Here is a 13,084-nt window from a genome sequence, read left to right as displayed (position 1 = left end):
AGACGGGCTCCCTTCCCCCTTGTGGGGAAGGGTTGGGGAAGGGGGTGCCACGAACTCGGACCTCGCCCGGGGCTGGGGGCCCCCCCCCCCCCCCCCCCCCCCCCCCCGCGGGGGGGGGGGGGGGGGGGGCGCCGCGGCCGGGGGGGGGGCCCCCGGCGGCCGGGCTGGGGGGTGGGGGGATTTCCGGGGGGGGGTGGGGGGGGGGCCCCCCCGCGGGGGGGGGGCCCCCCCCCCCCCCCCCCCCCCCCCCCCCCCCCCCCCCCACGACTGGGAGCGTTACTGCCCCAAATACTTCTTCATTTCCGCAATGAGCCCGTCACGCAGCTCCGGCCGCTTCAGGCCGTAGGCGATGTTGGCGCGGAGAAAGCCGGGCTTGGAGCCGCAATCGTGGCGCTCGCCCTCGAACTCGACGCCGTAGAATTTTTGCGATCTGGCAAGGCCGATCATGGCGTCGGTGAGCTGGATCTCGCCGCCGGCGCCGCGCTCCTGGGTCTCCAGGATCTTGAAGATCTCCGGCTGCAGGATGTAGCGGCCGGTGATCGAGAGGTTGGAGGGCGCGGTGCCCTTGGCCGGCTTCTCGACCATGCCGTCGACCTCGAACATCTTGCCGGTGCGTTTGCCGACGCCGCAGATGCCGTATTGATGGGTCAGATGGTCGGGCACCGGCTCGACCGCGATGACATTGGATTTTTCGCCGAGCTTGCTGGCGGTGTCGATCATCTGCTTCAGGCAGCCGGGCGAATTGAGCACGAGTTCGTCCGGCAGCACGACCGCGAACGGTTCGTTGCCGACGATGTCGCGCGCGCACCAGACTGCGTGACCGAGGCCGAGCGGCGCCTGCTGGCGAGTGAAGCTGACGGCGCCGGCCTCCGGCTGGTTCTGCGCCAGAACGTCCTGCTCGGTCTTCTTGCCGCGCGCGGCCAGCGTCGCATCAAGCTCGAACATCCGGTCGAAATGATCTTCGATGACACTTTTGTTGCGGCCGGTGACGAAGATGAAGTGCTCGATGCCGGCTTCCCTGGCTTCGTCATAGACGTACTGGATCAGCGGCTTGTCGACGATCGTCAGCATTTCCTTCGGCATCGCCTTGGTGGCGGGCAGGACGCGGGTGCCGAGGCCGGCAACGGGAAATACGGCTTTGCGGATTTTCATGGGATTGATCGAATACCTGAGGAACACGTGAAGGGAGCAATGGCATCTTGCTAGCTTGTTTGCAGCCGCCAACAAAGGCGGATGTGGGGCCTCATCCTCACAGAGTTAAGAAAAAGGCCACCATCAAAATTTCACCTTTGTTAAGCTGTTGGCAACCGTAACCAGGCCTCCTGAGGGCGGATTTTGGCCGGACAGGTGTGGACATGATGCAATCAATGGCAGGGCTGGCGAAACGGGGCGGGTCCGTGACCGGTGCGACGATGATTGCGGCCGCCCTGCTGTTCCCGCTTCCCGCCGGCGCGCAGGCTCAGAACGGTCTGTCCAATCTGTTCGGCGGTATTTTCTCAGGCCCGAACCCGGCGACTTCGCAAGCAGCGCCCGGGTCCAGCGGCGCTCAAACGGGAGTTCAACCCTGGACCGGCGAGGACGGCGCCTCCGGCCATCCGCTGATGACAGCCGCCGCGATCCGCGAGGCCGCGGGTAGCTTCAACAATTGCGTCGCAGGGATGTGGCCCGATGCCGCACGGCGCAACATCACTCAGGAAAATTTCCAGCGCTTCACGGCAGGCCTCGCGCCCGATCTGCGCATCATGGACCTGATGGACTCGCAGCCCGAGTTCACTAAGTCGATCTGGGATTATCTCGACATCCTCGTGAACGACAACCGCCTCGCCAAGGGCCGCGAGGTTCTCGCCAAGTACAAAGCGCAGTTCGACGCCACTGAAAAAGCCACCGGCGTCGACCGCTATATCATCGCCTCGATCTGGGGCATCGAGTCCAACTACTCGACGCAGATGGGCGATCGCAGCGTGCTGCAATCGACCGCGACGCTCGCCTGCATCGGGCGCCGCCAAGCTTACTTCAAGGACGAATTCCTCTCGGCGCTGGAGATCCTCAACCGCGGCGATCTCAGGCCCGAACAGTTGCGCGGCTCCTGGGCCGGCGCCTTCGGCCCGACGCAGTTCATGCCGACCGCGTTCAAGCGCTTTGCCGTGGACGGCGACGGCGACGGCCGGCGTGACGTCGTCGACAATCCCTCCGACCTGATCGCGTCGACCGCCAACAATCTGAAGAAGGACGGCTGGCAGGCCGGCCAGACCTGGGGCTACGAGGTCGTGGTGCCCCAAGGCTTCAACTACATGCTGGCCGACCGCGCCAAGGCGATGACGATGGCGCAATGGGAAAAGCTCGGCCTCAAGCGCCCGACCAACCAGCCCTTCCCGCATCCGGCGGAGAAGGCCTATCTGCTTGCGCCGGCCGGTGCCCAAGGGCCGGGCTTCCTGATGCTGCAGAACTTCCGCGTCATCATGAAGTACAACCCGGCCGAGGCCTATGCGCTGGCGATCGGCCATTTCGCCGATCGCCTCCGCGGCGGCCAGCCCTTCGTGCAGCCCTGGCCGCGGCAGGAGCGGGAGCTGTCCCGCACCGAGCGGCTGGAACTGCAGCAGCTGCTGGCCCAACGCGGCTTCTACAAGGGCACCCCGGACGGCCAGTTCGGTGGCCAGACCCGGGAGGCCCTGCGCAACTTCCAGGCCTCGATCGGGGTCCCCGCCGACGGTTTTGCCTCCTCCGACGTGCTGGACCGGCTGCGCGGGCGGTAAAATCGCGTCGAAAGTAACCCTGAACAGGGATTTTGGCAGGCAGCCTTGACGGCGGCGCCTGTTCCTCGGCGTATGGGTCAAAATCTGCAACAGAATCTGCCCGTTTGGCGCCCGATTCCGTTATTATATCGAGCGTGTCCCGATCCCCCATTGCGCGTGCCCGAGATCGCATGTCGAAGAAGTCCCTGCTCAAGGCGCTGACCGAGACCGGCCCGTTGATCGCGCTGGGGACGGCGCTTGCGATTCTGGTATCGGTTGCCGGCCCGGCCTCGGCGCAGTTCTTCAACTTCCCCGGCTTCGGCGGTCCACCGCAGCGCGCGGCCCCGCCGCCGCGCAATGGCGGAGGCGGCGGCTGGTTCGGCGGAGATTTCTTCGCGCCGTTCCAGCAGCAACAGCAGCAGGCGCCGCGCCAGGATTTTTCGCGCGCGCCGGCGCCAGCCAAGCGTGACACCACGCCCGACAAGAACGTGCTGGTGATCGGTGACGCCATGGCCGACTGGCTCGCCTACGGCCTGGAAGACGCCTACACCGAGCAGCCCGACATGGGCGTGATCCGCAAGCACAAGACCACATCCGGCCTGATCAAGTACCAGCCGAAGGGCGAGCCCTCTGATTGGGTGGCTGCGGCCAAGGGCATTCTCGAGACCGAGAAGCCTGAAATCATCGTCGTCATGCTCGGCCTCAACGACCGCATCTCGATCCGCGAGCCGGTGGCCGAGAAATCCGACAAGGCCTCGGACAAGGACAAAGACAAGAAGAACGACAAGGGCGCCCGCGCCAAGCCGCAAGGAAAGCCGGGTGACAAGCCGGGCGATGCCAAACCCGACACGGCCGCCAAGCCGGACGACAAGCCCGCCGACACCGACCTGCCGCAGGATGATGCCGATAACGCCGACACGCCTGCGGCCGCGCCCGAAAAGACGGCGCGCAATCCGAACGGTGTCTACGAATTCCGCGACGAGCGCTGGGTCGAGCTCTACGGCAAGAAGATCGAGGAGCTCGCCAACGTCCTCAAGGCCAAAGGCGTGCCGGTGCTCTGGGTCGGCCTGCCCGCGATCCGCGGCCCCAAGGGCACGGCGGACATGCTGTTCCTGGATTCGCTCTATCGCGAAGGCGCGGCCAAGGCCGGCATCACCTATGTCGACGTCTGGGACGGCTTTGTAGACGAAGCCGGCCGCTTCCTTCAGAAGGGCCCGGACTTCGAAGGCCAGATCCGTCAGCTCCGCAGCGGCGACGGCGTCTATTTCACAAAACCCGGCGCGCGCAAGCTCGCGCATTATGTCGAGCGCGAGATCACGCGCCTGCTCGCAGGCCGCTCCGGCCCGATCGCGCTGCCGAGCGAGCCGGCGACACCCGATACCAGCGCCGAGCCCGGCAAGCCCGCACCGCGGCCGCTGGCCGGCCCGATCGTGCCGCTGGTTGCGGCCTCGATCTCGACCGATCAATTGCTGGGTGGGCCGGGCTCGCGTCCTGCCGCCGTCGATGCGCTCGCTGCGAAGACGATGGTGAAGGGCGAGCCACTGGCTGCGCCTGCCGGCCGCGCCGACGACTATGCCTGGCCGCGCCGCGAAGTCGGCCGCGAGCAGGCCAAGGGCGATACGCCGGTCGCCACGACGACACCCGATGGCGGTACGCCGGGTGCGGCCGCAGCGATCGCCCCGCCAAAGCTTGCGCCGAAGAAGCCACCGGCGCCGCAGCAACCGGCACAGGCAGCGCCATCGATGCGCGATTTCTTCGGCTTTGGCTCGCCGCCGCCCCCGCCGCGTCAATTGGCGCCAGCGCCGCGCAATCCGACTCCCAACCCCGCGATCCCGCGGCCGCCTGGCAATGTCGGGCGATCGGCGGAAGTGTTCCGATAATTTTTCTAAGCTGAGGTCTTCGTGTCCCGGACGCTCTGCAGCGTGAAACGCTGCTGCGCAGAGCCGGGACCAGCACGTCCAAAAAGAATGGGCCCCGGCTCAGCAACGCGGCGTTACACGCCGTGTTGCGTCCGGGGCCTGATGCTTATCGTGCGTTGGCTTTAGCCGTAATAGCGCCAGCGCGGCGGCGGGCGGCGCGAAGGCCGTGCCATCAGCAACGCGAGGGCGAAGCCGATACCGCCGGCGACCAGCAGCGCGCCGAGCGGGTTGTCCTGCACCTTCTGGGCAATCGCCTGCGAACCGTCGCGCAAGGTTTCGGCCGGCTTGTCATAGGCGTCCTTGGCATAGCTGGCCGCGGTGTCCGTCGCGTCACGGACGGCATCCTTGGCTTGGCCGTAGAGATTCTGCACGGAGCCTGCGGCTTCCCGCGCCTTGCCCGACGCCTGTGTCTGCGCATCGCCTGCGAGATCACCGACAGCGCCTTCCGCGCGTCCGGCGAATTCCTTGGCCGATCCGACAATCCGATCTTTATCCATGATGCTCCTCCTCGGGGGTCAGCCCAAGTAACCGATCAGGAGCGGCGCAGTTCCATGTGACTTGAAATTGGACTCAAAGAATGAGCCCGCCGTCGACGACCAATGTCTGGCCGATGATGTAGGACGACAGCGGCGATGCCAGGAACAGCGCCGCGCCCGCCATGTCAGCCGGCGTGCCCAATCGCCGCAGCGGAATGCGCGAAAGTGCACCTTCGAGCCGCTTGGGATTGTCGGTCGTCACCTTCGTCATCTTGGTGTCGACCAGACCGGGCGCGATGCCGTTGACGCGGATGCCGTCTTCGGCCCAGGCCTCGCCCAGCGTCCGCGTCAATCCGACCGCGCCCGTCTTCGACGCGTTGTAAGCAGGATTGCCCATGGTGGAATGATAGGCCGCGGTCGAGGACACCATGATCAGCGATCCCCGCGAGTCCCGCAGCATGGAATGAAAGCGCGTGGCGCAGGCCATCAGGCTCATCAGATTGACCTCGACGACCTTGCGGAAGCCCGCCATCTCGAACTCGCCACGGCGATAGAGCACCGCGCCCTGCGCGAGCACCAGGATATCGAGCCGTTCGAACGACGGCTTGAACGCTTCGACCGCTCCGGCATTGCCGACGTCGAGCTGCGCGTAGGAAAGACCGGTGAGATCCGAGCCCTCCGCTTGCGAATATTCCTTCGCGTGAGCCCGCGTGCCGCAGACCGCTACTTGCGCGCCCCTGACGCGAAAGGCTTGCGCGATGCCGTTGCCGATGCCGCTGGATCCGCCGACGACCAGCACCTGCTTGCCTGGGAAATCGAGTTCGTTCGTCATCGGGGCCTCCCTTTTGTTCTGCTTGTTTGACCTGTCTGCGGATCGATGCCAGCCTTGTCCATCTCATAACAAGAAACAAGACGCCGCGAGGAAACAGCATGTCCGAGTTCAAACAGCTCAGCCGGTCCGTGAAGGGCCTGACCGTTCTCGTCACCGGCGCGGCCAGCGGCATGGGGCGTGCAACGGCACGCGTGTTCGCCGCTGACGGCGCCAACGTTGCCACCACGGATTATGACGAGCAAGGCGCCCTGGCCGTCGCGAAGGAGATCGCGGCAAGCGGCGGCGCCGCGAAAGCCTGGAAGCTCGATGTTGCCGACGGCGATGAGATCAAACGCGTGGTCGGCGACGTCGCCGCGCATTTCGGCGGGCTCGACATCATCGTCAACAATGCCGGCATCTCCGTGCGCGTCGCGATCGACGACGAGACCTATGAGGACGCCTGGGCCAGGGGCCTCACGGTGATGCTGACGGCGCATCCGCGCATCATCCGCGCCGCGCTGCCTCACTTGCGCAAGTCGAAAAGTCCGCGCATCGTCAACATCGCCTCGACCGAGGCGCTCGGCGCCACCGCATTGCACAGCCCCTATTCGGCGGCAAAGGGCGGCGTCGCCAGCCTCACCCGCTCGCTCGCGGTGGAGCTCGGCCGCGAAGGCATCACCGTCAATTGCATCTGCCCGGGGCCGGTCCGCACCGCCATCACCGACCGGATCTCGGAAGAGCACAAGACCATCTACGCCAAGCGCCGCACGGCACTCGGCCGCTACGGCGATCCGGAGGAGGTCGCGCACATGACGCTGAGCCTGTGCCTGCCGGCGGCGTCCTTCCTCACCGGCGCGGTCATCCCCGTCGACGGCGGCCTGATGGCGCGCAACGCGTGAGAGCTGTAGCCCGGATGGAGCGCAGCGCAATCCGGGAAGGTCTTTCCGCGGCACGATGCCCCGGATTGCGCTTCGCACCATCCGGGCTATAGGCAGCTATGCGCACCGAGCGTTGACATCGCCCGTTGCGGGAGTAACTTTTTCCTCGACAGAGCGGGACCAACCGCTTGCACGCCCGGGAGAAAACGCCATGACGATCGCCATCCGGCAACTTCAGACACATTTTGTCGGCGAGGTTTCCGGCCTCGATCTGCGACAGCCTCTCACACCAGATGAGGCGCGCGAGGTCGAAGCCGCCATGGACAAATATGCGGTGCTGGTGTTCCACGATCAGGACATCACCGACGAACAGCAGATGGCCTTTGCGCTGAATTTCGGCCAGCGCGAGGACGCGCGCGGCGGCACCGTGACGAAGGAAAAGGACTACCGGCTCCAGACGGGCCTGAACGACGTCTCCAATCTCGGCAAGGACGGCAAGCCGCTGGCGAAGGACAGCCGCGCGCATCTGTTCAATCTCGGCAACTGCCTGTGGCATTCCGACAGCTCGTTCCGCCCCATCCCGGCAAAATTCTCGCTGCTGTCGGCCCGCGTGGTGAACCCGAAGGGCGGCAACACCGAATTCGCCGACATGCGCGCGGCCTATGATGCGCTCGACGACGAGACCAAGGCCGAAATCGAGGACCTCGTCTGCGAGCACTCGCTGATGTATTCGCGGGGATCGCTCGGCTTCACCGAATACACCGATGACGAGAAGCAGATGTTCAAGCCGGTGCTGCAACGTCTCGTGCGCACCCATCCCGTGCATCGCCGCAAGTCGCTCTATCTCTCATCGCATGCGGGCAAGATCGTCGGCATGAGCGTCCCCGAGGGCAGGCTGCTGCTGCGCGATCTCAACGAGCACGCGACGCAAAGCGAGTTCGTCTACGTCCACAAATGGAAGCTGCATGATCTCGTGATGTGGGACAACCGCCAGACCATGCACCGCGTCCGCCGCTACGACCAGTCGCAGCCCCGCGACATGCGCCGCGCGACGGTGGCAGGCACGGAGCCGACGGTGCAGCAGCAGGCGGCGGAGTAGGCGCTACTCAGCAGTCGGTGTCATCGCCCGGCTTGACCGGGCGATCCAGTACTCCGAGACAGCTGCGATAGAGCCGATACGCCCCGGCGTACTGGATGCCCCGGTCAAGCCGGGGCATGACAGCGGAGGGCGATACACGGCAGCGAGAATGGCGCTACGCGTGCCCGGCCTCGTTCGAGAGCATGCCGGGATCGATGCCGATCTTGCGCAGCGCGCGTCCGTATTTTTCGTCGACGTCGTCGCCGAAGATCAAATCCGAATCCGCGTCGCAATGCAGCCAGCCATTGCTCTGGATTTCGGTCTCGAGCTGGCCCGGCGCCCAGCCGGCATAGCCGAGCGCGAGGATGGCGTGCTTGGGACCGGAGCCGTTGGCGATCGCACGCAGGATGTCGACGGTCGCGGTGAGGCAGACGCCGTCGTCGATCCGGAGCGTCGCGTTCTCGATGTAGAAATCGCTGGAATGCAGCACGAAGCCGCGGCCGGTATCGACCGGACCGCCGCGTAGCACCTTCATGCTTTCGGCATTCTCCGGCAGCTTGATGTGCTCGCCCTTCTTGATGATGCCGAGTTGCTCCAACAGCTCGGGGAAGTCGATGCTGCCGGCCGGGTGGTTGACGATGATGCCCATCGCGCCTTCGGCGGAGTGGGCGCAGAGATAGATCACCGAGCGCTCGAAGCGCTCGTCGCCCATCACGGGCATGGCGATCAACAGCTGGCCGTCGAGGTAGCCCGCCGAACTCGGGAGCGCGGGGGCTGACTTGCGGGTGCTTTCGCCCGTCCTCTTGCCTGTGGGAGCCATCGGTGAAGCACTCCGGTTTCAGTTCCTATCCTGATGTCGGGCCGACCGGCTGTCAAATCAAGGCTTGCAGGGACTCGATTCAAGTGCATCCATCACAAGCAATTCAATGGTTTGCCGCGGGGTCACCCTGTAAAGACGTACCATGCTGACAAGAGTTCCCCTGCGTGCGGCGGTTGGCGTCGCGACAACCCTGCTCGCGTCGTCGCTGGCGCTTGATGCCCATGCCGACGATTCATCGCCATGGCAACGCGACGGACATTCCGCGGTGCGGTTGCTGGCGGGATCGCGCAGCGGCGCCGTCCTGCTCGGCGGTATCGCCTTCCAGATCCAGCCCGGCTGGAAGACCTATTGGCGCATGCCGGGCGATTCCGGCGTTCCGCCGCGCTTCGATTTCTCGAAATCCGACAATGTCGAAGCGGTGACGGTGATGTGGCCGGCCCCGCAGAAATTCGACGACGGCGCGGGCGGCCATTCGATCGGCTATCACAACCAGATCGTGCTGCCCCTGCGCATCATCGCCAAGGCGGCCGACAAGCCGGTGACGCTGCGCGCCGAAATCAATTATGCGGTGTGCGAAAAGCTGTGCATTCCCGTCGAGGCCCGCGCCGAGCTCGGCTTCAACAGCGTCGCCTCGACCGAGGACGCCAATCTGCGTGCAGCGCTCGACACCGTGCCCAAGCCTGCCACCATCGGCGATCCCAACCCGCTCACCATCCGCGACGTCAAGCGTGACGGGCCCAAGAATGTCGTGGTCGACGTGGTCGCGCCCGATGCGCGCACCGTCAATCTCTACGTGGAAGGCCCGACGCCTGATTGGGCGTTGCCCATCCCGGCACCGGTCGAGCCCAGCCCACCTGGCGTGAAGCGATTTTCTTTCGAGCTCGACGGACTGCCGCCGGGCGCCAAGCCCGACGGCGCAGCGCTGAAGTTCACGCTGGTCGGACCGGAGAAGTCGTACGAGTTCAATACCAATTTGGAGTGATTGTCGTCCTGGACAAGCGGAGCGTAGATCCAGGACCCATTACCCCCAAGGCGTAGTGGTGGCGCGAAACTGCTAACCTCGAATCTTCGCCAAACCTCTCCCTGGGGTAATGGGTCCTGGCTTTCGCCAGGTCGACGTTGGAGTTGCAACACACTCCACCCAACCGAATCTTAACGAATGGTTGCTAATCCCCAAGGCTAGCGCAGAAGCCTTCCGCGGCATGCGCGTGTGCGCCTCGGGGACCCTTCGAATTGGCCGTGATGGATGCAGAACCCGCAACGACCGGACCTGCCGGCCTCATCGCGCGGCTGCGCGACAAATTGACGGGCGGGTCGAGCGAGGCATCGCTGACGCGGCGGCTGGCCGGCACCATCTTCGTCATCCGCATGATCAGCGCCGGTCTTGCCTATTTCTCGCAGGTCCTGCTCGCGCGCTGGATGGGAACGTCGGACTACGGCGTCTATGTCTATGTCTGGACCTGGGTGCTGCTGCTCGGCAGCATGATGGACTTTGGCATGTCGGCCTCCGCGCAAAAAATCATTCCGGAATACCGCGGCCGTGGCGAGCATGCGCTGCTCCGCGGCTTTCTCTCGGGCAGCCGCTGGCTGACCTTTGCCGTTTCCGCACTGGTGTCGCTCGGCCTTGCCGGTATCGTCAAATTGCTGTCGCCCTGGATCGATCCGGCCGAAGAGCTGCCGCTCTATATCGGCTGCATGACGCTGCCCGCTTTCGTCGTCGCCAACACCCAGGACGGCATCGCGCGTTCGCATGACTGGATGCAGCTCGGCCTGATGCCGCAATTCATCATTCGCCAGGCGCTGATCATCGTCATCACGGCCTGCGCCTTCCTGCTCGGCTATCATCTCGGCGCGGTCGCCGCGATGGTCGCGAGCGCCGGCGCGGTGTGGATCGCGATGACCGGGCAGATGGTGGTGCTGAACCGCAAGCTCGGCGGTCATATCGAGCCGGGCCCCAAGGCCTACGACATCGGCGGCTGGCTCGCCGTGTCGCTGCCGATCCTGCTGGTCGAAAGCTTCTACCTGCTGCTGTCCTACACCGACGTGCTGGTGCTGCAGCAGTTCCGCCCCTCCGAGGAGGTCGGCGTCTATTTCGCCGTGGTGAAGACGCTGGCGCTGGTCTCCTTCATCCACTACGCGATGTCGGCGACAACAGCGCATCGCTTCGCCGAATACAACGCTGCGGGCGACAAGGCGCGGCTGTCGGCCTACGTGGCGCATGCCATCAACTGGACGTTCTGGCCGTCGCTGGCGGCGACCATCGTGCTGCTCGCGCTCGGCAAGCCGCTGCTCTGGCTGTTCGGACCGCAATTCGTGGTCGGCTACGACATCATGTTCGTCGCCGCGATCGGCCTCGTGGTCCGTTCCGCGATCGGCCCGGTCGAACGGCTGCTCAACATGCTCGGCCAGCAGAAGATCTGCGCGCTGGCCTATGCGCTGGCGTTTGCGATGAACCTGGTGCTCTGCATCGCGCTGGTGCCGCGCTTCGGCGGCCACGGTGCTGCGGCCGCGACCTCGATCTCGCTCAGTTTCGAGACGGTGCTGCTGTTCTGGATCGTGCGACAACGGCTCGGCCTGCACGTGCTGGCGTTCGGACGCTAGCCATCGGCTCAAGGCGATTGGAAAGCCATCCGCCGCCTGATATAGTCGGATCCATGGCTGCAAGCGATCTGCGAAACCTTCTGGAACGTGCCCAGACTTGGCCTGAAGAGGCCCAGAAGGAGTTGGTTGCCATTGCAAGCGAAATCGAGAGTGAGCTGCTCGGCGGCGAGTATCTTGCAACGCAAGAGGAATTGCGAAGCATCGACGCGGCCTTGGCGTCGATGGATCGCGGCGAGGTCGCTACGGATGCCGAGGTTGCGGAGGCCTTCGCGAAATTTGGGCGCGGATGAAGGTCGTCTGGACGCGAGAGGCGCTTGCTGATCTCGCGGACATCGCGACCTATTATGCCAGCAACGCCAGCCCTGTGATCGCGGAAGCTGTCGGCCAGAGATTCGTTGACGTCGTGGAACGTGTCCGTGTCGCGCCTTTCTCGGCGCCACGCGTTGCGCACCGTTCCGAGGTTCGTGTCGCAGCGGTCGTCCGCTACCCATTCCGGATGTTTTACCGTGTCCGTGGCGACGTCATCCATATCGTCCACATCCGCCACACGTCACCGCGACCGGTCGCGGGGCTGAATGAGCCCGGAAAGCAATATGCCTAGTCTAGAGCGTTATCGGTTCTGATTGAATGAGAACCGAAGCTCTGGATTCCGGTTTTGACGTCTAACCGAAATGTCCGTTTCGCGAGAGGGCGATGAATTGGAGAAAACGCCTCCGCTCCGCCCCCCTGCAGGAGGATTTTTCTTATTCGGTGCAAGCGGTTGCGCCGCAGGGAAAGTTTATTCTACGTCATATTGCCCAACTGACGAGATAAACCTAAGATTCCCTGGACATGATCGATCCACTCTACGTCGCCTCCGGTTTCGGCGTCGGCCTGCTGGTCGGGATGACCGGCGTCGGCGGCGGTTCGCTGATGACGCCGCTGCTGATCCTGCTGTTCGGGATTCATCCATCGACCGCGGTCGGCACCGACCTGCTCTATGCCGCCGCCACCAAGACCGGCGGCAGCGTGGTGCATGGCTGGTCGCGCAGCGTGCACTGGCCGGCGGTGCTGCGGCTCGCCTGCGGCAGCCTTCCGGCGAGCGCGCTGACGCTGCTCGTGCTGTGGAAGCTCGACCTCAAGAGCGATTCCGAGCGCAATCTCGTCAACCTCGTGCTCTGCTTCGCACTGCTGCTGACTGCGACCTCGCTGATCTTCCGCAGATCGATCATGGAGCGCTATCGCCGGCGCCTGGAGCAGGTCGATGACCGCACCACGGCGATCGCGACCGTCGTCACCGGAATCGTGCTCGGCGTGCTGGTTTCGATTTCATCGGTCGGCGCCGGCGCGGTCGGCGTCACCGTTCTGCTGCTGCTCTATCCGCGACTGCCGGTGGCGACCATCGTCGGCTCCGACATCGCCCATGCGGTCCCGCTGACGCTGATCGCCGGAATGGGGCATTGGGCGCTTGGCGACGTGGATTGGGCGCTGATGGGCGTGCTGCTGTTGGGCTCGCTGCCCGGCATCGTCGTCGGCAGCTTTAGCGCGACACGCGTGCCCGAGACGGTGCTGCGCCTGACACTTGCCTGCGTGCTGTTCGTGGTCGCCGGCAAGATCATGTTCGCGGAGCTGCACCTGTCCTCGGCATTCGAGACGGCGCTGGCCTGGACGCACTGAACGGAGAACGGCGTCGTCCGATATCATCTTGTAGGGTGGGCAAAGCGAAGCGTGCCCACCACTTTTTTCCTCATTCGAACAAACAATGGTGGGCACGGCGCTGACGCGCCTTT

General features: G+C 64.9%; 13 protein-coding genes. 9 read left to right on the top strand and 4 right to left on the bottom strand.

All coding sequences use genetic code 11. The features are described 5' to 3' along the window. Positions 1–276 precede the first annotated feature (276 nt). A complete protein-coding gene (locus ABIB80_RS07510; RefSeq protein WP_007599884.1) occupies positions 277–1,152 on the bottom strand; it encodes a UTP--glucose-1-phosphate uridylyltransferase in 876 nt (291 codons plus the stop codon). A 203-nt stretch (positions 1,153–1,355) separates the two neighbouring features. Between ABIB80_RS07510 and ABIB80_RS07505 the strand changes: the two genes are divergently transcribed. Continuing rightward, a complete protein-coding gene (locus ABIB80_RS07505) occupies positions 1,356–2,753 on the top strand; it encodes a lytic murein transglycosylase (RefSeq protein WP_007599883.1) in 1,398 nt (465 codons plus the stop codon). 170 nt (positions 2,754–2,923) lie between these two features. Beyond that, positions 2,924–4,612 carry an SGNH/GDSL hydrolase family protein gene (locus tag ABIB80_RS07500; RefSeq protein ID WP_007599878.1) on the top strand — a complete coding sequence of 563 codons (1,689 nt, stop codon included), beginning with the start codon at positions 2,924–2,926 and terminating at the stop codon, positions 4,610–4,612. Positions 4,613–4,773: 161 nt separating this feature from the next. On the opposite strand, the gene ABIB80_RS07495 is transcribed toward ABIB80_RS07500, so the two are convergent. Together ABIB80_RS07495 and ABIB80_RS07490 are read right to left on the bottom strand one after the other, a co-directional pair. Then, positions 4,774–5,148, bottom strand: coding sequence for a CsbD family protein (locus ABIB80_RS07495; protein WP_007599877.1), 375 nt, complete (start codon positions 5,146–5,148; stop codon positions 4,774–4,776). A gap of 73 nt (positions 5,149–5,221) precedes the next feature. Further along, positions 5,222–5,959 carry an SDR family NAD(P)-dependent oxidoreductase gene (locus ABIB80_RS07490; RefSeq protein WP_007599876.1) on the bottom strand — a complete coding sequence of 246 codons (738 nt, stop codon included), beginning with the start codon at positions 5,957–5,959 and terminating at the stop codon, positions 5,222–5,224. 98 nt (positions 5,960–6,057) lie between these two features. Here ABIB80_RS07490 and ABIB80_RS07485 point away from each other — a divergent pair, with 98 nt between their 5' ends. Continuing rightward, positions 6,058–6,837, top strand: a complete 780-nt coding sequence (locus ABIB80_RS07485; protein ID WP_354127158.1) for an SDR family NAD(P)-dependent oxidoreductase — start codon at positions 6,058–6,060, stop codon at positions 6,835–6,837. A gap of 190 nt (positions 6,838–7,027) precedes the next feature. Beyond that, on the top strand, positions 7,028–7,915 hold the full coding sequence (locus ABIB80_RS07480) for a TauD/TfdA dioxygenase family protein (RefSeq protein ID WP_007599867.1): 888 nt from the start codon (positions 7,028–7,030) through the stop codon (positions 7,913–7,915). Between the two features lie 154 nt (positions 7,916–8,069). Here ABIB80_RS07480 and ABIB80_RS07475 read toward each other — a convergent pair whose 3' ends face one another. After that, the gene (locus ABIB80_RS07475) at positions 8,070–8,714 is read right to left on the bottom strand and encodes a YqgE/AlgH family protein (protein WP_007599866.1); all 645 of its coding nucleotides are present in this window, start codon (positions 8,712–8,714) and stop codon (positions 8,070–8,072) included. A 142-nt stretch (positions 8,715–8,856) separates the two neighbouring features. On the opposite strand from ABIB80_RS07475, the gene ABIB80_RS07470 reads away from it, so the two are divergent. The 5 genes from ABIB80_RS07470 to ABIB80_RS07450 all read left to right on the top strand — a co-directional run bounded on the left by ABIB80_RS07470 (position 8,857) and on the right by ABIB80_RS07450 (position 12,971). Beyond that, positions 8,857–9,696: a protein-disulfide reductase DsbD domain-containing protein gene (locus ABIB80_RS07470; RefSeq protein ID WP_007599865.1), complete on the top strand. Its 840-nt coding sequence runs from the start codon at positions 8,857–8,859 to the stop codon at positions 9,694–9,696. 251 nt (positions 9,697–9,947) lie between these two features. Continuing rightward, a complete protein-coding gene (locus ABIB80_RS07465) occupies positions 9,948–11,315 on the top strand; it encodes a flippase (RefSeq protein ID WP_035994027.1) in 1,368 nt (455 codons plus the stop codon). A 53-nt stretch (positions 11,316–11,368) separates the two neighbouring features. After that, positions 11,369–11,605 carry a hypothetical protein gene (locus ABIB80_RS07460; protein WP_007599863.1) on the top strand — a complete coding sequence of 79 codons (237 nt, stop codon included), beginning with the start codon at positions 11,369–11,371 and terminating at the stop codon, positions 11,603–11,605. Beyond that, entirely contained in the window at positions 11,602–11,916 is a 315-nt protein-coding gene (locus tag ABIB80_RS07455) for a type II toxin-antitoxin system RelE/ParE family toxin (RefSeq protein WP_007599861.1), read from the top strand. Before ABIB80_RS07460 ends, ABIB80_RS07455 begins: the two co-directional genes overlap by 4 nt. Before the next feature lie 230 nt (positions 11,917–12,146). Next, positions 12,147–12,971 (top strand): sulfite exporter TauE/SafE family protein, encoded by an 825-nt coding sequence (locus ABIB80_RS07450; RefSeq protein WP_007599859.1) that lies wholly within the window; start codon positions 12,147–12,149, stop codon positions 12,969–12,971. Positions 12,972–13,084: the final 113 nt, after the last annotated feature.

The organism is Bradyrhizobium sp. i1.15.2 (genome assembly GCF_040548425.1).
In the GTDB taxonomy this organism is placed as follows: domain Bacteria; phylum Pseudomonadota; class Alphaproteobacteria; order Rhizobiales; family Xanthobacteraceae; genus Bradyrhizobium; species Bradyrhizobium canariense.
Note: the sequence above shows the minus strand (reverse complement) of the source record. Positions and strands in the feature narration are given on the sequence as shown.